Annotated in this window: 18 protein-coding genes; 11 read left to right on the top strand and 7 right to left on the bottom strand. The window is 68.3% G+C overall.

The genetic code is table 11. The annotated features are described in order from the left end of the window. Nucleotides 1-327: 327 nt before the first annotated feature. From CAL25_RS21145 to CAL25_RS21135, 3 genes are all read left to right on the top strand, one after another. A complete protein-coding gene (locus tag CAL25_RS21145) occupies nucleotides 328-1665 on the top strand; it encodes an MFS transporter (RefSeq protein WP_170948561.1) in 1338 nt (445 codons plus the stop codon). Between the two features lie 20 nt (nucleotides 1666-1685). Then, nucleotides 1686-2705 carry a histone deacetylase family protein gene (locus tag CAL25_RS21140; protein ID WP_094803670.1) on the top strand — a complete coding sequence of 340 codons (1020 nt, stop codon included), beginning with the start codon at nucleotides 1686-1688 and terminating at the stop codon, nucleotides 2703-2705. A gap of 126 nt (nucleotides 2706-2831) precedes the next feature. Beyond that, on the top strand, nucleotides 2832-3749 hold the full coding sequence (locus CAL25_RS21135; RefSeq protein WP_170948569.1) for a LysR family transcriptional regulator: 918 nt from the start codon (nucleotides 2832-2834) through the stop codon (nucleotides 3747-3749). Nucleotides 3750-3806: 57 nt separating this feature from the next. Here CAL25_RS21135 and CAL25_RS21130 read toward each other — a convergent pair whose 3' ends face one another. After that, complete coding sequence (locus CAL25_RS21130) at nucleotides 3807-4556, bottom strand: hypothetical protein (protein WP_141217967.1); 750 nt, start codon at nucleotides 4554-4556, stop codon at nucleotides 3807-3809. 173 nt (nucleotides 4557-4729) lie between these two features. On the opposite strand from CAL25_RS21130, the gene CAL25_RS21125 reads away from it, so the two are divergent. The 5 genes from CAL25_RS21125 to CAL25_RS21105 all read left to right on the top strand — a co-directional run bounded on the left by CAL25_RS21125 (nucleotide 4730) and on the right by CAL25_RS21105 (nucleotide 9393). Continuing rightward, nucleotides 4730-6346, top strand: coding sequence for an EAL domain-containing protein (locus CAL25_RS21125; protein ID WP_094803664.1), 1617 nt, complete (start codon nucleotides 4730-4732; stop codon nucleotides 6344-6346). A 427-nt stretch (nucleotides 6347-6773) separates the two neighbouring features. After that, a complete protein-coding gene (locus tag CAL25_RS21120) occupies nucleotides 6774-7382 on the top strand; it encodes a glutathione S-transferase (RefSeq protein ID WP_094803662.1) in 609 nt (202 codons plus the stop codon). Nucleotides 7383-7567: 185 nt separating this feature from the next. Further along, complete coding sequence (locus CAL25_RS21115) at nucleotides 7568-8245, top strand: CsgG/HfaB family protein (RefSeq protein WP_094803660.1); 678 nt, start codon at nucleotides 7568-7570, stop codon at nucleotides 8243-8245. Nucleotides 8246-8255: 10 nt separating this feature from the next. Beyond that, a complete protein-coding gene (locus tag CAL25_RS21110; protein ID WP_094803658.1) occupies nucleotides 8256-8729 on the top strand; it encodes a DUF4810 domain-containing protein in 474 nt (157 codons plus the stop codon). A 10-nt stretch (nucleotides 8730-8739) separates the two neighbouring features. After that, complete coding sequence (locus CAL25_RS21105; RefSeq protein ID WP_094803656.1) at nucleotides 8740-9393, top strand: DUF799 domain-containing protein; 654 nt, start codon at nucleotides 8740-8742, stop codon at nucleotides 9391-9393. 107 nt (nucleotides 9394-9500) lie between these two features. Here CAL25_RS21105 and CAL25_RS21100 read toward each other — a convergent pair whose 3' ends face one another. Together CAL25_RS21100 and CAL25_RS21095 are read right to left on the bottom strand one after the other, a co-directional pair. After that, nucleotides 9501-10559, bottom strand: coding sequence for an NAD(P)H-dependent flavin oxidoreductase (locus CAL25_RS21100; RefSeq protein WP_094803654.1), 1059 nt, complete (start codon nucleotides 10557-10559; stop codon nucleotides 9501-9503). Continuing rightward, the gene (locus CAL25_RS21095; RefSeq protein WP_094803652.1) at nucleotides 10556-11566 is read right to left on the bottom strand and encodes a LysR family transcriptional regulator; all 1011 of its coding nucleotides are present in this window, start codon (nucleotides 11564-11566) and stop codon (nucleotides 10556-10558) included. Before CAL25_RS21095 ends, CAL25_RS21100 begins: the two co-directional genes overlap by 4 nt. 221 nt (nucleotides 11567-11787) lie before the next feature. On the opposite strand from CAL25_RS21095, the gene CAL25_RS21090 reads away from it, so the two are divergent. Further along, entirely contained in the window at nucleotides 11788-12738 is a 951-nt protein-coding gene (locus CAL25_RS21090) for an adenosine deaminase (protein WP_094803650.1), read from the top strand. 16 nt (nucleotides 12739-12754) lie between these two features. On the opposite strand, the gene CAL25_RS21085 is transcribed toward CAL25_RS21090, so the two are convergent. From CAL25_RS21085 to CAL25_RS21075, 3 genes are read right to left on the bottom strand one after another with little or no spacing between them, the layout of a single operon-like run. Further along, complete coding sequence (locus CAL25_RS21085; RefSeq protein WP_094803648.1) at nucleotides 12755-13945, bottom strand: CaiB/BaiF CoA transferase family protein; 1191 nt, start codon at nucleotides 13943-13945, stop codon at nucleotides 12755-12757. After that, the gene (locus CAL25_RS21080) at nucleotides 13942-14817 is read right to left on the bottom strand and encodes an HpcH/HpaI aldolase/citrate lyase family protein (RefSeq protein WP_094803646.1); all 876 of its coding nucleotides are present in this window, start codon (nucleotides 14815-14817) and stop codon (nucleotides 13942-13944) included. Before CAL25_RS21080 ends, CAL25_RS21085 begins: the two co-directional genes overlap by 4 nt. 10 nt (nucleotides 14818-14827) lie before the next feature. Further along, on the bottom strand, nucleotides 14828-15817 hold the full coding sequence (locus CAL25_RS21075; RefSeq protein ID WP_094803644.1) for a tripartite tricarboxylate transporter substrate binding protein: 990 nt from the start codon (nucleotides 15815-15817) through the stop codon (nucleotides 14828-14830). Between the two features lie 133 nt (nucleotides 15818-15950). On the opposite strand from CAL25_RS21075, the gene CAL25_RS21070 reads away from it, so the two are divergent. Beyond that, on the top strand, nucleotides 15951-16823 hold the full coding sequence (locus CAL25_RS21070) for a LysR family transcriptional regulator (protein ID WP_094803642.1): 873 nt from the start codon (nucleotides 15951-15953) through the stop codon (nucleotides 16821-16823). A gap of 46 nt (nucleotides 16824-16869) precedes the next feature. On the opposite strand, the gene CAL25_RS21065 is transcribed toward CAL25_RS21070, so the two are convergent. After that, nucleotides 16870-17385 (bottom strand): cupin domain-containing protein, encoded by a 516-nt coding sequence (locus tag CAL25_RS21065; protein WP_094803640.1) that lies wholly within the window; start codon nucleotides 17383-17385, stop codon nucleotides 16870-16872. Nucleotides 17386-17572: 187 nt separating this feature from the next. On the opposite strand from CAL25_RS21065, the gene CAL25_RS21060 reads away from it, so the two are divergent. After that, nucleotides 17573-19075 carry an ABC transporter substrate-binding protein gene (locus CAL25_RS21060; RefSeq protein ID WP_094803638.1) on the top strand — a complete coding sequence of 501 codons (1503 nt, stop codon included), beginning with the start codon at nucleotides 17573-17575 and terminating at the stop codon, nucleotides 19073-19075. The last annotated feature ends 18 nt before the right edge of the window (nucleotides 19076-19093 follow it).

Below are 19093 nucleotides of genomic sequence, written 5' to 3'. Positions count from 1 at the left end.
GCGTCCCCGACCGCCCCGGGCACCCCCGTGGTTTCCCTAGGATAGCGGCCCCAAAAGGGCGGCGCGGGCGGCTATTGCCGGCCCGGTATCGGGTCGCCTGCGCTCGGACCCGCGCCTGGGCAATTTACGCCAAGCCATTGAATAAAAAAAATAATTCTGTGATTTTGGCCGCGGCTTGCGCCTGCCCATGGCAGGGCGCAAGCGGTGTGCCATAAGTTGAGCGAATGTAGAAAATAAATAATTAGAATTTTTCTTATGACTTGCGCCAGACGTATAAAGGCGGCGTCCTGGCACATCCGGCCGGTCCGAACTCAATTCGAGAGAGTCATGCAGGGGAATACCAAAACGAACACGCAGCGGCATCAACCGGTGCGCGCGTCCGTCGCAGCCTTTGTCGGCACCATGATCGAGTGGTACGACTTTTATATCTACGCCACCGCCGCCGCGCTGGTCTTCGGCAAGCTGTTCTTCCCGTCGGCCGACGGCTTCTACGGCACGCTGGCGGCCTTCGGCACGTTCGCCGTGGGCTTCTTCGCCCGGCCGCTGGGCGGCGCGGTGTTCGGCCACATCGGTGACCGTATCGGCCGCAAGAAGTCGCTGGTGATCACGCTGCTCATGATGGGCACGGTCACGGTGCTGATCGGCCTGCTGCCGACCTACGCGTCGATCGGCTTCTGGGCGCCGGTGCTGCTGGTGGTGCTGCGCTTCATCCAGGGTATCGCCGTCGGTGGCGAATGGGGCGGCGCCGTGCTGATGGCCGGCGAGCACTCGCCCGACGAGAACAAGCGCACGTTCTTCGCCTCGTTTGCCCAGCTGGGCAGCCCGGCCGGCCTGATTCTGTCGATGGTGATGTTCAAGATCGTCACGTCGATGGACGACGCGGCGTTCATGGACTGGGGCTGGCGCGTGCCGTTCCTGTTCAGCGCCGCGCTGCTGGTGGTGGGCTTCGCGATCCGCATGGGCGTGAACGAATCGCCCGACTTCCTGGCCGAGCAAGAGCGCAAGGCCAAGGACAAGGCAGCGCGTGCGGCCTCGGCGCCGGCCGAAGACAAGGCGCCGCTGCTCGAAGTGCTGCGCGGCGCGCCGGGCCTGCTGGCCCTGGCCGTGGGCGCCAACGTGCTGGGCATCGCGGGCTTCTATTTCACCAACACCTTCATGCTGGCCTACACGACGCAATACGTCGGCCTGAGCCGCGGGGTGATCCTGGATTGCCTGCTGGTCGTGTCGATCATGCAGTTCATCATCACGCCGCTGTCGGCCTACATCGCATCGCGCATCGGCTATCGCCGCTTCCTGCTGCTGACCTCGTTCGTGTCGATCTTCACGCCGTACGCGATGTTCAACCTGGTCGACCAGGGCACGCTGCTGAGCCTCACGCTCGGCGTGGGCGTGGCCGTGTTGTTCATGGGCGCCTACTATGCAGTGATCGCGGGCTACGTGAGCGACACGTTCCCCACCCGGATCCGCTACACCGGCATCTCGATGGCCTATCAGATCTCGGGCGCGATCTTCGGCGGTCTCACGCCGATCGTGGGCACCATTCTGGCCCAGCAATTCAAGGGTCAATGGTGGCCGCTGGCCCTGCTGTTCAGCGCGATCTCGCTGCTGTCCATGCTGTCGGTCATGTTCCTGTCGCAACGCCGTCCGGGCGTCGCGGCCCACTGAAACAAGGGGAAAAAAGCCACATGAAAGCGTTTTTTCACGACGATCAGAAACTGCACCACCCGCAGACCTATTTTTCGCGCGGCATGATGCGCAAGCCGCAGGAAGTGCCCTCGCGCCTGGATGCGCTGGTGGACGCGGCGCGCGCGCTCAAGTTCGACGTGCGCCAGCCCACCGATGCCGGCGCGGGCGCGATCTCGGCCGTGCATTCGCTCGACTACCTGCGCTTTCTGCAAAGCGCGCACGAGCAATGGAAGGCCTTGCCCGACGACTGGGGCAATGAAGTGGTCTCGAACGTGTTCGTGCGCGAGCGCAACGCGTTGCGCGGCGTGCTGGCGCAGGCCGCGCGCTACCTGGCCGACGGCAGCTGCCCGGTCGGCCCGCACACCTTCCAGTCGGCCTACTGGTCGGCGCAGAGCGCCATCGCCGGCGCGCAGGCGCTGCTCGACGGCGACGCGCACGCCTACGCCATCTGCCGTCCGCCCGGGCACCACGCCCGTCGCGACGCCGCCGGCGGCTTCTGCTATCTGAACAACGCCGCCATCGCGGCGCAGATGCTGCGCGCCAAGTATGGCCGCGTGGCGATCCTCGATACCGATATGCATCACGGCCAGGGCATCCAGGAGATCTTCTACGAGCGCAGCGACGTACTGTACGTGTCGATCCACGGCGATCCCGAGAACTTCTATCCCGTCGTGGCGGGCTACGAAGACGAGCGCGGCGAGGGTGAGGGCCACGGCTACAACATCAACCTGCCCATGCCGCATGGCTCGCCCGAGTCGGTGTTCTTCGACAAGATGACGCAGGCGCAGCGCGCCATCGAGTTGTTCCAGCCCGATGCGCTGGTGCTGTCGCTGGGCTTCGACGTGTTCGAGAAAGACCCCCAGGCCATGGTGGCGGTCAGCTCCGACGGCTTCGAGCGTCTGGGCCGTGCCGTGGGCGCTTTCAAGCTGCCCACCCTCATCGTGCAAGAGGGCGGCTACTATATCGAAGGTCTGGAGAACAACGCCGAGCGTTTCTTCGGCGGTCTGGCCGGCGCCTGAGCGCTCGCGTGACCGCACCGGAAAAGGCGGCTTCGGCCGCCTTTTTTTTCGTCCTCGTCCGTCATGTCCGCCTCTTTGCCGTCCAAACCTGTCCTCACGCCGTATACGCCGCTCGCGCCCGAGCGCATGGACTGGAACCTGCTGCGCACCTTCATGTTCGTCGTGCAGGAGCGCGGCGTCGGCCGCGCGGCCACGGCGCTGCACCTGAGCCAGCCCGCCGTGAGCCAGGCGCTCAAGCGCCTCGAAGACGCCGTGGGCGGGGTGCTGCTGCATCGGCGCAATGGCGAGTTCCGCCTCACGGGCCTGGGCGAAGAGATCTATGCGCTGGCGCGCGAGATGTACGGCATGGTGGCGCGCATCGATGGCGCGGCCGCCGACGACGAGGGCGAGGTGGCCGGCACGCTGCGCCTGCTGGTCATGAGCAAGATCCAGAGCCCGGCCTACGATGATTTCCTGGCGCAGTTCCACCGGCGCTACCCCAAGGTCGAGTTCTACGTCGACGTGATGCAGAGCGCGGCCATTCTGGATTCGCTCGCCAAGCGCGTGCCGGCGCTCGGCATCTGCCTGTGCCGCAAGGCTATCGAGAATCTCGAACGGCGGCTGTTCCTGCAGCATCGCTATGCGGTCGTGTGCGGCCGCCATCATCCGCTGTTCTCGCGCCGGCACGTGCGCATCGAAGACCTGCTCGACCAGAATTTCGTGTGCTTCGCCAGCGACCAGCTCGGCGACACGCTGTCGCCGCTCACGATCTTCCGCGATCAGCAGGGCTTCAGCGGCCGTATCGTGGGCACCTCGCCGCACATCGAAGAGATCCGCCGCATGGTGGTCGCGGGGGTGGGGCTGAGCTTTCTGCCCGAACACATGATCCGTCAGGACGTGGTGGCGGGCGAACTGCGGCGCCTGCCGCCGGAGCACAGCGTCGCCGAGATCGACGTGTTCCTCACCTGGCACAAGCAGCGCAAGCTCTCCACGGTGGAGCGCGTGTTCCTGGCCGCGATGGAGCGCTTTCTGCGGCGCACGCCGCTTGAGATGCGGATCGGCTGACGCCGGCTGTGCGAGGCACCCCGCCTCGCGCGGGCGGATTCCCGCTATGCGGGATGCTCAGCGCGGCGCCGGACGACGGATGATGAACCAGAGCCCGAGCAGGGCGGTACCGGCTGCGAGCAAGAGATAGGCGGCGAGATAGACCGGCCGGGCGCGCTGGGCCAGCGGGCTCGTCTGCAGCGCCGTCCAGTCGGGCGGCAGGGGCAGCCCTTGCGGTGCCACGATATACGAGAACGTCAGCAGCAACGCGCCCAGCGCCAGCACGAAGGCGGCGCTGCGGCCCAGCACGGCGATGCGCGGGCCCTTGGGCGGCGGCGCCACCACTTTTCTGGTCGTTTTTTTGGGCGTCGCGCGGGCGGCTTTGGCCTGGGTCTTCTCGAGTTCCAGTTCCCCTTGCGTCGCGGTCTTGCGGGCCGGGGCCGGCTTGGCGCCGTCCTCGCCGGCACGGTGGCGCAGGCGGGCGAGCGCCGGCGCGTAGGCCAGCAATCCCACGGCGGCGATCGCGCCGAGCACGGCGCCGGCCGGCAGGTGTTCGCCGCCGCCCAGCCAGGCGCGGTCGCCCGGCGCCAGCCATTCGCCGAGCGCGCCGTGCAGCCACGTACCGCTGAAATAGATCAGCGCGAGCGCGGCGGCTACGAGAATGAAAATCAGGACGCCGCTGCCGATCGCCTGATGGCGCTCGTCGTCGACGCGGCCGAAGAGGGCGCGCACGGCGCGCAGGCCCAGCGCGGCCGCACCCAGCAGCAGCAGCACCGCCGCCAGGGTGACCGAGAGTCCGAACAGAAAACGTGCCAATACCAAAGCCATGGTCGCAGCGAAAGAATTGCGAACGCCGGCGACGTTAACACGATCGTGGTTGTCGCGGGGCGGCCACGGTCGCACCGCATGAGCGGTGGCCGTGCTAGCCTTGTGGCCGGGCGTTACCGGGACGCCATGCGTGTCATGCGTGTCCGATCCAATAACCGCCTCCGAGGCCGCCTTTGCCCGAAAGCCCCATCCGCTACCGCAGCTCATTCGTCAGTCTGGTGTTGCTTATCCTGGCTGCGCTGGTACCGGTGCTGCTGGCCGTGTTGTTGAGCTGGGTCGAGGCCCGCAGGCACGAGCACGCCGATGCCGCGGTGGCCGCCAATGTGGTGCGCAATCAGGTCGACACCATCCTCGACAAGGCGCGCCAGATGATCGACCAGCTGGTGCCGCTCACCGCGCTGTCGTGTCCGGCGGCGCTGCCCGAATTGCGCCGCATGAGCACCGCCGAGCCGTATTTCCGCTCGCTGATGCTGCTGCAGAACGACCGAGCCTACTGTTCGGCCTCCGCCGGCATGATCGATCTGCCCTTGAGCGACTGGCCGATCGAACGCATGCCGGGCCAATGGATGGCCCTGGTGCCCGGCACCGCGCTCTCGCCCAATCGTCCCGCGCTGCTGGTCGCCGAGCCGGCGCTCAACGGCCGCGCCGTCGTCACCATCATCGATGGTCAGTATCTGCTGGACCTGCTGCGTTCGGTGGCCCCGCTCGGTGAATACCGCATCGAACTGCGCCTGGGCGAGGGCATGACGCTCTCGGGCTCGGCGCGCGGGCCCGCGGTGGCCAGCCAGGCCGACGTGCTGCTCTACCAGGAACGCGCCCGCGGCAAATACACCGAGACCTCGATCGCCATCTGGACGCCCGAGAAAAAGCTGCGCGACACCTGGCGCGAGGCGCTGTGGCGTTTCGTGCCCGTGGGCGGCATCATCGGCGCGCTGCTCGTGTGGCTGTGCTACCGGCTGCAGCAGAGCGAAAGCCCGGCCCGCGTGCGCATCGCCCGCGCGATCCGCGCCGGCGAGTTCCACATGCATTACCAGCCCATCTACGGCCTGGCCAGCGGCAAATGCGAAGGCGTCGAGGCGCTGGTGCGCTGGTCGCGCCCCGGCGAGAACATGCGGCCCGACGTGTTCATTCCGATGGCAGAGGCCGAAGGCATGATCATCCCGCTCACGCAGCACATCTTCGGGCTGGTCGCGGCCGATCTGCAGCAATGGGACACCCCGCCGGGCTTCCGGGTCGCGGTCAACCTGCACGCCTCGCATCTCTCCGATCCGGTGCTGCTCGACGACGTGCGCACCTTTCTCGAGTCCGTGTCCGCCACGCAGCCCACGCTCGTGCTCGAGATCACCGAGCGCAGCCTGGTCGACGACGCCGGCCGCGCGCGTCACCACATCGAGGTGCTGCGCAGCGAAGGCGTGCGCGTCGCGATCGACGATTTCGGCACCGGCTACTGCTCGCTCACGTATCTCGAGCGCTTCCCGGTCGACTATCTCAAGGTCGATATCGGTTTCGTGCGCGCCATCGAACGCGAAGACGACGACGCGCCGGTGCTCGACGCCATCATCAGCCTCGCGCACCGGCTCAATCTGGGTCTGGTGGCCGAGGGCGTGGAGATCGTCGCGCAGTTCAACTATCTGCGCGCCCGCGGCGTGGCGTCGATCCAGGGCTTTCTGTATTCGCGCCCGATGCCGGCCGAAGACTTCGCCCTCTGGTACCCCGATTTCGGTCAGCAGCCGCCGCCCGGCGTGGCCGTGGCCGAACCCGACCCCCAGGCCCCGCCGCGGCACGGCTGAGTCCGGCACGGCGTCTCTTCGGGGCGCCGTGATCGGAACCGGGCCATGCTCGGAGGCCCGCGGCCCGGCTCAGTCCGGCACGGCGTCGGTTCGTGGCGTCGTGATCGGGGCCCGGCCTTGCCGCGAGGCGCGCGGCAGCGCCGATCGCTCGCCCGCCCATCCCTCGTTGACGTTCTCCTGAATCCGCTCGGGCCGTCGCGCCGCGCGCGCATCGGCGCGCGTCGATGCACCATCGTGTCGCGTGTGGCGCGTCGCGTGTATGGTGGCGGGAGGCGGCGAGCGGCGCGCGGCGAGCGAAACATCGATCGGGGTCTTGGCCCGCGCTGCCGCGCGGCTTACGATGCGCGCAGACACTGCGCGTCACGCATCCATTCCGGCGCGGCCGGCGTCCCGCGATCCCGCTGTCCCATCATCGAAGGAGCATTGCATGAAGATCTATTTCTCGCCCGCCTCGCCCTATGTGCGCAAATGCCTGGTCGTGGCGCACGAGCTCGGTCTGGCCGACCGCATCGAGAAGCTGCCTGCGGCGGCCAATCCGGTGACCCGCGATCAGACCGTGGTGGCGAGCAATCCGCTGGGCAAGGTGCCGACCTTCCTGACCGACGACAACGAGGCGCTGTATGACAGCCGCGTGATCTGCGAATACCTCGATGCCGAGGCGGGCGGCAAGCTGTTTCCGCGCGAGGGCAGTGCGCGCTGGCAGGCCCTGACGCAGCAGTCGCTGGGTGACGGCCTGCTCGATGCCGCGCTGCTGGCGCGCTACGAGACCGCGTTGCGTCCGGCGGAGCTGCGTTGGGAAGGGTGGATCAAGGGCCAGATGGAGAAACTCGCGAGCAGTCTCGCGCGTATCGAGCAGCAGGCCGACAGCCTGGGCGATCGCGTCGACATCGGCACGATCACGTTCGGCTGCGCGCTCGGTTATCTGGATTTCCGCTATGCCGATTACGGCTGGCGCGCCTCGTACCCCAAGACCGCCGCCTGGTTCGACCGCTTCAATGCCCGGCCGTCGATGCAAGCCACGCTGCCGCACGCCTGATCCGATCCGCGCTCGGCCGCCCGCCCGCGCAGGGCGCGCGGCCGCTGCGGCGCATAGCCCCGCAGAAGCCGCTGTTTTTCGGATAAATCTGATCGTTTGTGATGTGCCCGTCTGCCTAGAATCGCCCCTCCAATCACCTGGACAGAGGGAGCGGCCGCATCGTTTCGCGCGCGCGGCAGTCAAACATGAAGCAGACCGTTATCCAGACCGGCGCGCTGGCGCTGATGGCAATGGTATTGGTGGGCTGCGCCACCGAGCGCACCCAGGCGCTGGCGGTTCCTGCCTCGGTCGCGGCCACCAAGGCCTACCAAGGCCCCCGTAGCGCGATCTCCGTAGGCAAGTTCGAAAACCGCAGCAACTATCTGCGCGGCGTGTTCTCCGATGGTGTCGATCGCCTGGGCGGTCAGGCCAAGACGATTCTCATCAGCCATTTGCAACGCACCCATCGCTTTCAGGTGATGGATCGCGAAAATCTGACCGAGATCGCCCAGGAAGCCGGCTTCAACAAGCAGGCCGCGCAGGTCCAGGGCGCGCGCTATGTCGTCACCGGCGATGTCACGGCATTCGGCCGCAAGGTCACCGGCGATCAGCAGCTCTTCGGCATTCTGGGTCGCGGCAAGGAGCAGGTCGCCTACGCCAAGGTCGACGTCAACGTGGTCGATGTGACGACATCCGAAGTCGTGTATTCGGCGTCCGGGGCAGGCGAAGTGGCGCTGAGCAATCGCGAAATCGTCGGCTTCGGCGGCACCGCGGGCTACGACTCCACTCTGAACGGCAAGGTGCTGGATCTGGCGATCCGCGAAGCGGTCGACCGCCTGGTCGACGGCATCGAGCAGGGCGCCTGGCAGCCGGTCTCGCGCTGAGGATTCCGTCATGCATACCTCCCCCACGATTTCCCGGCGCGCGCGTCTCGCCCTGGTACTGATCATCACGGGTCTGCTGGCCGCGTGCGCTCAAGAGCCCAAGACGCTCTACACCTGGCAGGCCTATCAACCCAACGTGTATGCCTATCTCAAAGATGACGGCGCCGACTACCTCGAGCAGATCGCCGCCTTCGAGCGCAACATCGAAACGGCGCGCACGTCGAACCAGACCTTGCCTCCCGGCTTTCGCGCGCATCTCGGCCTGCTTTATCTCAAGACGGGCGACCCGGACAAGGGCATGGCGCAGCTCGAAGCCGAGCAGGTTGCTTTCCCTGAGGCCGCGCCGTTCATGGCGTACCTGATGCGCAATGCGAAGCCGCGCGCAGCTGCATCGGGTGCCGCCGCGTCGGGCGCCGCGCCGCCTGGTCGCGAGATGCCGCCAGCCAAAACGCAGGCCGCGCCCGCCGCGCCCATCGCCCAATAAGGATCCCGACATGATGCGTCTTTTTTACCGCCTGATCGTGCTGGCGAGCGCGGCCCTGCTCGTGGGCTGCGTGGGCCCGCAGCACAAAGATGTCGACTACACGGCCTTTCGCGCCAGCAAGCCCGCGTCCATCCTCGTCCTGCCGCCGCTCAACGCCTCGGTCGAGCCAGCCGCGACGGCAGCGGTGCTGTCGTTGGCAACGCGGCCGCTGGCCGAATCGGGCTACTACGTGGTGCCGGTTGCCGTGATGGACGAGACGTTCAAGCAGAACGGTCTGGACAGCGCCGATGACGCGCACGCCGTCCCACACGAACGTCTGCGCGAGATCTTCGGTGCCGACGCCGCGCTGTACCTGACGGTCAAAGACTACGGCGCGCGCTATCAGGTGGTGCAAAGCACGGTCACGGTGGCGATCGATGCGCACCTGATCGACCTGCGCAATGGCGCGAGGCTCTGGGAAGGCAGCAAGCAGATCGCCACGAGGCCGTCGCAGAACGGCGGCAGCCTCCTCGGCATGATGGTGCAGGCCGTGGTCGATCAGGTCGCCAACAACCTGCAGGACCGCAGCTATGACGTGGCGGAGATCGCGAATCGCAGCCTGCTGAGCGCCGGCCCCGGCGGCATGTTGTACGGCCCCCGGTCGCCGCATTACGCGAGCCAGTAAAAGCACAGGGGCCGCCGCACGCGTCTCGGCGCGGCACCACCCCGGGATATGAAAACAGGCTGCCCTCGGGCAGCCTGCTTCTTTGGGACGCGCGGCGCGTAATGCGTTCAGGCGGCCGCTTCCAGCTGCTGCTTGAGCTGGGCGATCAGCTCGGCCGCGGGCAGGGCACGCGCCCGGGCCGCATTGCGGCCGGCCCATTGGGCCGCGTAGTCGGCGCTGCCGCCCGCCTTGGCGGCCGCATGCAGCGCCTTGCCCGCGTCGTAGGCGGTGGGGTAGTCGGGGATGGGCGGACGATCGGGCGCTTCGCCGAGCGCGGTCAGGACGTTGGCGATGCCACGGGCCGGCCGGCCCGAGATGGCGCTGGTCAGCACGGTGCGTACGTCGGGTCGGGCCAGCGCGCTGCGGTAGGCGGCGTCCGCCGACGATTCGGGGCAGCCGACGAAGGCCGTGCCCATCTGCGCGAGCTCGGCACCCGCGGCCAGCGCGGCCGCGATATCGCGCCCGTCCATGATGCCGCCGGCCGCCACGATCGGCAGCGCCACCTGTTCACGGAGCTCGCGCACCAGCGCGAGGGTTTCCAGTTGCGCATCGGGGGCACGCGGATCGAACACGCCGCGGTGGCCGCCCGCCTCGATGCCCTGCGCCACGATCACGTCCACGCCGGCGGCCTCGATCGCCAGGGCCTCGGAGGTGGAGGTCGCGCTCGCCATCAGCAGAATGCCCGCTTCCTTGAGCGCGGCGATGCGATCCGCGCCGGGCAGGCCGAAATGAAAGCCCACGGCCGCGGGGCGCGCCTGCACCAGCACGTCGAGCATGGCGCTGTCGGTAACGAACGTGCCATAGATCTCGCGCAGCGCGGCGGGGGGCGCGGCGCCGAACTTCTCGAACTGGGGCTGCAGGTATTGCAGCCAGCGTGCATCGCGCGCCGGGTCGGCCTGCGCCGGCGCATGGCAGAACACGTTTACGCCGAACGGGCGATCGGTGAGCGCGCGCGTCTGTTCGATGGCCTGGCGTGCGCCGCTGGCGTCCATCGCGCCCACGGCCAGAAAGCCCAGTGCGCCGGCGTTGCAGGCCGCCGCCACCAGCGCGGGCGGCGCGACGCCCGCCATGGGCGCCTGAATGAGGGGAAGACTCAGGCCGAAACGTTGCACGAGCGAGCGGTTCATTTGGGTGTCTCCTGGGAGGGGATGGCGTTCGCGCGACGCGCGGGCGCCCGTCGCGAGGGTGTGGTGTCCTGTCGCGCGACGGCGGACGTCGCGGTGCCGGGCGTCGATGCGCCGGGCGTCGCTACGCCGGGCGTAGCGACGCCGAGCACCTCCACGAGCGCGCGGCTGGCCGCGGTGTCGAAGCCGCGGCGCTGCACGAGGTAGCTGTGCACGGGCCGTAGCGGTTGCACGCGGGCCGATGCGGCTTCGGGCAACAGGTCGATGACCGACTGCGGCATGATGCTCAGGGCCTGGCCGGCCAGCACGCAGGCCAGCATGGCGTGATAGGAGCCCGGCTCGACCATGCGCAGGTGGGTGGCGGCCTCGCCCAGCCAGTCCTCGGCGCAGGCGCGATACGTGCAGCCGCGCGGGAAGGCGGCCATGCTGCCCACGCGCAGGTCGTCGGGCCCGCGCACGCGCGCATGGCCGGGCGGCAGCACCAGCATCAGCTTCTCGGTCCAGAGCCAGGTACCCGATAGCCCCTGCGCGAGCGCATCGAGCGACAGCATGCTGGCCGGGCCTTCGCCGGGATGCGCCACCACGGCGCAATCGAGCTCGTGCCCGAGCACCGCCGCGATCAGCGCGCCGGTGGTGCCGCCGCGCAGCGACAGGGCCACCTCGGGCCATTGCGCATGAAAGCGCGCCAGCGGACCCGGCAGGCGGCTCGCGGCCGCGGCCTCCATGGCGCCCAGGCGCAGCGGCCCGGTGGGCGTGTCGTCGCGCATGACCTGACGGGTTTCCTGGGCGAGCGCGCTCAGGCGTTGCGCATAGGGCAGCAGCCGTTCGCCCGCGGGCGTGAGCCGCATGCGGCGGTTGTCGCGCGTGAAGAGGGTGCAGCCGAGCGCGGCTTCGAGCTGCTGGATGCGCGTGGTGATGTTGGATTGCGCGCGGCCGAGCGCGCCGGCGGCACGCGTGACGCTCTGCTCGCGCGCCACGGTCAGAAAGATATCGAGTTCGGCCAGTTCCATGGCAGTGCGGGGCCCGTGGTCGCCCGGTCGGTGTGGAACGCCAAGCTTACCATTCAATCTCAAATGAAGATCAAAGATAAAGTTATCATCTCGATAAGAGAATGAATGGCTTGGCTCGAGTAGTACTCTGCGGCGCCTCCCGGAGGCCCCGCCGACCTTGCCGCGGCCGGCCCGGGGCGCAACGTAAAATGGCGCGATCTCCTGATTTCGCGGAATTTCTCATGTACGACTGGCTCAACCGCCTGCCCAAGGCCGAATTGCACATGCACCTCGAGGGCTCGCTCGAGCCCGAGTTGCTGTTCGCGCTGGCCCAGCGCAACGGCATCACGCTGCCCTGGCCCGACATCGACAGCCTGCGCGCGGCCTACGATTACCGCGATCTGCAGGAATTCCTGGATCTGTACTACCAGGGCGCGCAGGTGCTGCAGACCGAACAGGACTTCTATGACCTGACCTGGGCGTATCTGCAAAAGTGCGCCGAACAGAATGTGGTGCACACCGAGCCGTTCTTCGATCCGCAGACGCACACCGACCGCGGCGTGCCGTTCGAGGTCGTGATCAACGGCATCGGCCAGGCCTTGGCCGATGGCCGCCGGCAGCTGGGCGTGCAGAGCGGCCTGATCCTCAGTTTTCTGCGCCACCTGCCCGAAGAGGCCGCCATGCGCACCTTCGAGCAGGCGCTGCCGTATCGCGATGCCTTCATCGCGGTGGGCCTGGACAGCAGCGAGAAGGGCTTCCCGCCGCGCCTGTTCGAACGGGTGTTCGCGCGGGCGCGCGCCGAGGGCTTTCCGGCCGTCGCGCACGCCGGCGAGGAAGGCCCGCCCGAGTACATCTGGGAAGCGCTCGATCTGCTCAAGGTCAGCCGCATCGACCATGGCGTGCGAGCGTCAGAGGATCCGCGCCTGATCCAGCATCTGATCGATACACAGATGCCGCTCACCGTCTGTCCTCTGTCGAACACGCGGCTCAAGGTCTTCGAGCATATGTCCGACCACAACATCCTCGAGCTGCTCGAACAGGGTGTGATGGTGACGGTCAACTCCGACGACCCGTCGTATTTCGGCGGCTACGTGACGGAGAACTTCCTGGCCCTGCACGAACACGCCGGCATGACCCGGGAACAGGCGCAACGCCTGGCCGACAACAGCATGCAGGCGCGGCTGCTGAAGTAGGCCTGGCGGGCGGCGTTCAACCCAGCGCGCCTGATTCGCGCAACGACGCGATGTCGTCCGCGCCGAGCCCCATCTCCTGCAACAGCGCGTCGCTGTGCTCGCCGAGCAGCGGCGCGGCGGTGGGCCCGGGCATGCCGCTGCGGCCGAACTTCACCGCATGCTGGAAGCCGCGATAGCGGCCCGCGCGCGGATGCTCGTACTCGGTGATGAGGCCTTCGGCCTGCACCTGCTCGAAGTCGAACATGTCTTCGACCGTGCGCGCGGCCGCGCAGGGAACCTCGTCGCCGAAACAGATCTCCCACTCGCGCGCCGTCTTGCGGGCCAGCGCCTCGCGCAGGCGCGGCACGATCTCGTCCTGATGCTGAGCGCGCTTGCGCACGCTGTCGTAGCGCGGATCCTGGGCCAGGGTCTGCAGGCCGGTGCGTTCGCACAGGGCCATCCAGAAGTGCGGCGTGTTGGCCGATAGATACAGATAGCCCTCCGCCGTGGGATGGATGCCGGTGATGCCGCCGGAGCGCATGTCGCGGCCCACCTCGCGCGGCTCGTCGTCGGCCCAGACCAGCCGCGCCGACTGCAGCGCCAGCGCACTGCGCAGCAACGAGACGCCCACATACTGGCCGGCGCCGCTCGTGGCGCGCTCGACCAGCGCACTGGCCACGCCCGCGGCCACCAGGGCCGACGCGTAGTAGTCCACCACGGAGCCGTACAGCAGCTGAGGCGCCGCGCCGGCGGGCGCCTGCATCGTCGCCATGCCGGTGAGGGTCTGCAGCACCTGGTCGTAGCCCGCCTTGTCCTTGAGCGGACCGTCCTCGCCATAGCCCGTCACGGCGCAGTACACGAGATGCGGGTGCGCGGGCTGCAGCTGTTCGTAGCCGATGCCCAGGCGCTCGGGTACGCCCGGCCGGAAGTTGTGCACCAACACGTCGGCGTCCCGCAGCAGCATGCCGAGCACGGCCTGCGCACCGGCCCGCTTGAGATCGAGCACCAAGCCACGCTTGCCCCGGTTCACGCCCAGAAACGCACGGCTCTCGCTGGGCAGGGTCGAGGGATACTTGCGCAGATTGTCGCCATCGGGCGGCTCGATCTTGATCACGTCGGCGCCCTGGTCCGCCAGCAGCGCGCAGCCGTAGGGGCCGGCGATGTAGGCGCTCAGATCCAGGACGCGGATGCCGGCGAGCGGGCCGCGTGCCCGCGGCGTGGCGCTCATGCCGCCTCCTGCGGGCGCAGGCCCAGCCGGCGCGCTAGCGCCATGATCTGCTCGGCACGCCGGATGAAGGGCGCGTCGATCATCTTGCCGTCCACCACGAAGGCGCCGGCGCCCGCGGTCTCGGCGGCGGGCAGCGCCGCGAGCACGCGCTCGGCATGCGCGATCTCGGCATCCGACGGGCGAAACGCGGCATTGGCCAGCTCGACCTGGCTCGGGTGGATACAGCTCTTTCCGGCCAGGCCCAGCCGGCGTGCCAAGGCGGCTTCTTCCGTATAGCCCGCGGTGTCGGCGATGTCGGCAAAGGCGCCGTCGTAGGCCGCGATGCCGGCTTCGCCGGCGGCCAGCGCGAGTTGCAGCATCACGATGCTGAGGGCCGCGCTTTCACGGCGCGCGATGCCCAGGGGTTCGAACAGATCGCCCAGACCGAGCTGCAGCCCGCGCACGCGCGGATGGGCCTGCGCGAGGTCCGCGGCCAGGCGCAGCGCGCGCGCCGACTCGATGTTCAGCAGAATGCCGGGACCCGACGTGATCCCGGCGGCCCGTTCCGCCGCTTCGAGGGCGGCCCCGAACGCGGCCACCTGTTCGACACTCTCCGCCTTGGGCAGATTGACCATGCCGAGTGCCGGTTGCATCACGGCCCGGAGATCGTCCTGCCACCAGGGCGTGTCCATGGCGTTGATGCGCACGATCAGCGTCTTGGCCGGCCGCGCCGGCTGCCGCGCAAGCCATTCGGCCACCGCGGCGCGGGCCATGTCTTTGCTGGCGGGCACCACGGCGTCTTCGAGGTCGAACGACAGCGCATCGGCCGCGCCGGCCATGGCCTTGTCGAATAAAGCCGGGCGGGAGCCCGGCACGAACAGCTTGCTGCGCATGGCGGCTCCTTTATTGCGCGGTGATGTTGCGTTCGCGGGCCAGCACGGTCCACTTGCGCGCATCGCTCGCGACGAGCTGGGTGAAGCGTGCGACGTCGTAGTCGAGCGCCACGGCGCTTTCTTCGGCGAACATCTGCTTGAGTTTCGGACCCGACGTGACGCTGCGCACGGCCTGGTTGTAGACCTCGAGCAGGGCAGGGGGCGTCTGCGCCGGCGCGAGCACGCCCCACCACAGCTGCACGGCGTAGTCCGGCACGGTCTCGGCCACGGTGGGCAGATCGGGATAAAACGGCGAACGCTTGGGCGAGGTCACGGCCAGCACGCGGATGCGCTGGCCGCGCAGCATGGCCGACACCGAGGTGAAGCTCGCGATCACGAAATCCACCCGTCCGCCCGCCAGATCGTTCATCGCGGGCGACATGCCTTTGTAGGGCACGTGCGTAAACTGCACGCCGGCCGCGCCCGCCAGCATCTCGCTCGCCATCTGATTGACGGAGCCGAGTCCCGCGCTGCCATAGTTGAGTTTGCCGGGCTCTTTGCGCGCGGCGTCGAGCAGGTCTTTCAGGCTGCGATGCGGCGAGTCCGCGGCCACCACAACCGCCATGGGGCTGTCGGCCAGGGCCGCCACCGGCGCGAAGCTCTGCGGCACCTGATATTTGAGGTGCGGCTGCACCGCGGCGTTGGTCGTGAGCGTGGATGACGACAGCATGAGCACCGAGCCGTCGGCCGGTGCGCGCGCAACGAACTCGGAGCCGATCGCGCCGCCCGCGCCGGGGCGATTCTCGACCACCACGGTGGTGTTCAGCTTGCTGCCCAGGCCTTCGGCCACCACGCGCGCGAACACGTCGTTGCTGCCGCCGGGCGGGAACGGCACGACCATGGTGATCTGCTTCGGAACCGCCGGGCCCTGGGCGTGGGCGGTCGGGCCGGCCAGCGCGACGCAGGCGGTGAGGGCGAGCGCGGCCAATGCCGCGCCTCGTTGAGGCAGGGGGCGATTCATGCGTGTCTCCGTCCGATGTGGCGATTCGCGCCGCCGGTCGGCGACGCGTCGTCTTGTGATGTGCGGACCATGCTATGACTGGGCTAGCATGAGGGCCAGTGATGTTTCCTCAATCGATTGGTTGAAAAATCTCATGAAGATCGAATGCTTTCATACGCTCGACGCCGTCCTGCGCGGCGGCAGTTTCGCGGCGGCGGCCAGCGCAATGAATCTGTCGCCCAGTGCCGTCAGCCTGCAAATGAAGCAGCTCGAGTCGCATCTGGGGCAGGCCTTGTTCGACCGGTCGGCGCTGCAGGTCCGGCCCACCGCGCTGGCCCATGAGGTGAACGCGCTGTTCAAGGATCCGCTGGGCCGGCTGGCGGTGCTGCGGCAGCGCCACACGCCCGCCGTCGAAGGGGCGCTGCGGCTCGGCATCATCGAGCCGCTGCAAGTCACCCTGCTGCCCGCGCTTCTGCTGCGGGTGCGCGCTCAGTACCCGCAGCTGGACGTGCGTCCGATCCGTGGGCGCGTGGCCGACCTCACGGAGCAGTTGCGCGGGGGACAGCTGGATGCGGCCGTGGTGGTGCGGCCCGAACACGGCGGTTCGAGCCGGCTGGCCTGGACGCCGCTCTACCGCGAAACGCTGGTCGCCATCGCGCCGCCCGATGCCCGGGAGACGCGCCTGGACGAGCTCTTCGCCCGGCACGAATGGATTCGTTTCGACAAGAGCACGGTCGGCGGGCGGCTGGCCGCGCGCGTGGTGGCCGAGCATGCGCCGCACGCCCGCTGCCGCATCGATCTGCAGTCGCTGGCGGCCATCACCGCGCTGGTGTCGGCGGGCCTGGGCGCTTCCATCCTGCCCGAGATCGGACCGAACCTGATGAACGTGCATCCGGTGCGGGTGCTCTCGCTCGGCAAGCGTGCGCCGCATCGGCAGATCGCGCTCGTCTGCCGGCGCGCGGACCAGGATCTGCGCACCATCGAGGCGCTCAAGGCGTGCCTGCTGCAGGTCGGGCGTCCGGCCTGAATCCTCCGGCGCCGCGTGGCGGCGTGGCCGCTTCCGGGGAGGCGGTTCAGCCGCGCGGCGCCAGCCGGTGAATCAGCGCCGCGTGTTCCGGGTGAGCCCGCGCCAGCGCCGCGGGATCGGCGAGCTCGAACTCGCTGAACTCGAACCCCGGGGCGACCGTGCAGCCCGCCAACGCATAGGCAGCCGAGGCGTCCGGCGCGTTTGGCGCCAGTTCCGCCGCGAACCAGCAGCCACCCGGCACCATGGCCTGGAACACGGCGTCCGGCCGATCCAGCGGATTGCCCAGACGATGCGTGGTCAGCGCGCCGTCGGCGCCCAGCACGTGCACCAGCAGGCCGTGCCCCGCATGGAAATGCCAGATTTCGTCGCTATGGATGCGGTGCCAGGCCGACCAGGCGCCGTCGCTGAGCAGATACAGAATGGCCGTGGAGGCATCGCGCACTTCGCCATCGGTCCGAGTCACCCGGGCGGCGGCGCGGTAAGTCTCGCGGAAGTGGCCACCCTCGGGGTGCGGCTGCAGGCCGAGGCGGTCGATCAGAAGGGCGGGGGCGTGGTCGGTCATGGCATGGACAAAGCCGGGGGGAATGTCCAGCGTAACCGCATCGCGTCAGGGGCTCAAACCGCGCCCGCCGCTCGCCCGCTGCGCGCGCCGCTGGCGGGTCGGGCGCAAATGTGATGAGATTACGGCCCTGGCCGCGCGGCCTGGATGCGCGGCACGCCCAAACTGAAATATTCGGGGGAACCACCACATGCGCAAACTCTGCATCGCGCTGGCCACGGCCGGCATGCTGGCCAGCGGCCTCGCCGCGGCCCAATCCACGCTTCGTATCGGCCTGCAGGACGATCCCGACGTGCTCGACCCGGCCCGCGCCCGCACCTTCGTGGGCCGTATCGTCTTCGCGTCGCTCTGCGACCGCCTGGTCGACATCACGCCCGACCTGAAGTTCGTGCCGCAGCTGGCCGAGTCCTGGGAAACCGGCGCCGACGGCAAGACGCTCACGTTCAAGCTGCGCGCCAACGCGCTCTACCACGACGGCACGCCCGTCGATGCCGCCTCCGTGAAGGCCAACCTCGAGCGCGCGATCAGCCTGCCCGACAGCAACCGCAAGAGCGAGCTGTCCAGCGTGGCGAGCGTGGCCGCGCCCGATGCGCGGACCGTGGTGCTCACGCTCAAGGCGCCGGATGCTTCGTTGCTCTCGCAACTGTCCGACCGCGCCGGCATGATGATCTCGCCCGCGTCGTTCGACAAAGACCCCGGCAGCAAGCCGGTGTGTTCGGGTCCGTACCAGTTCAAGGAGCGCGTGCAGAACGACCGCATCGTGCTCGAGAAATTCCCCAAGTATTGGGACGCCGGCAGCTATCACTTCGATCGCGTGGTGTTCACCCCGATCCCCGACGCCACGGTGCGCCTGAACAACCTGCGCTCGGGCGGGCTCGACATCGTCGAACGCATCGCGCCCAGCGATGCCAAGGCGGTGAAAGAAGACCGCAACCTCACGCTCGCCGCCGTCACCGGCCTGGGCTTCCAGTCGTTTGCCGTCAACATCGGCAACGGCGATCGTGCCAGCACGCCGCTGGCCAAAGACAAGCGCGTGCGCCAGGCGCTGGAGCTGGCCATCGATCGCGATGTGATCAACCAGGTGGTGGGCGAGGGCATGTTCCAGCCCGCGCACCAGCCCTTCCCGCCGGCCAGCTTTGCCTATGACAAGAGCGTGGAGCATGCCGGCCGCGATCCCAAGAAGGCGCAGGCGCTGCTGAAAGAGGCGGGTTTCGAGCGCGTGAAGTTCGAGCTCACCTACGGCAACAACACCACCATGCAACAGGTGTACGAGCTGATCCAGGCCATGGCGGCCGAGGCCGGTTTCGACATCTCGCTGCGTCCGCTCGAATTCGCGGCGCTGCAGTCGGCGCTGTCGCGCGGTGATTTCGAAGTGGGCCAGACCGGCTGGTCGGGCCGCGTGGACCCGAGCGGCAACATCCATCAGTACGTCAGCTGCAAGGGCAACCTGAACGACGGCCGCTTCTGCGATCCCGAGATCGACAAGCTGCTCGACGAGGCGCGCTCGATCTCCGACGAAGGCAAGCGCCGCGCGCTGTATTCGCAGGTGCTCCAGAAGATGACCGTCGAGCGTCCGCAGATCTACCTCTACTACCTGCCGTGGGTGTTCGGCGTGCAGAAGAAGGTCGAGGGCTTCGTCGCGTATCCCGACGGCCTGATCCGCCTGAAGGATGTGAAGGTGGCCAAAAAATGACGATCCAGTCCGGACATC

It is taken from the genome of Bordetella genomosp. 5 (assembly GCF_002261315.1).
GTDB lineage: Bacteria > Pseudomonadota > Gammaproteobacteria > Burkholderiales > Burkholderiaceae_B > Bordetella.
The sequence above is the reverse complement of the archived record's forward strand: the minus strand, read 5'-3'. Positions and strand labels throughout refer to the sequence as shown.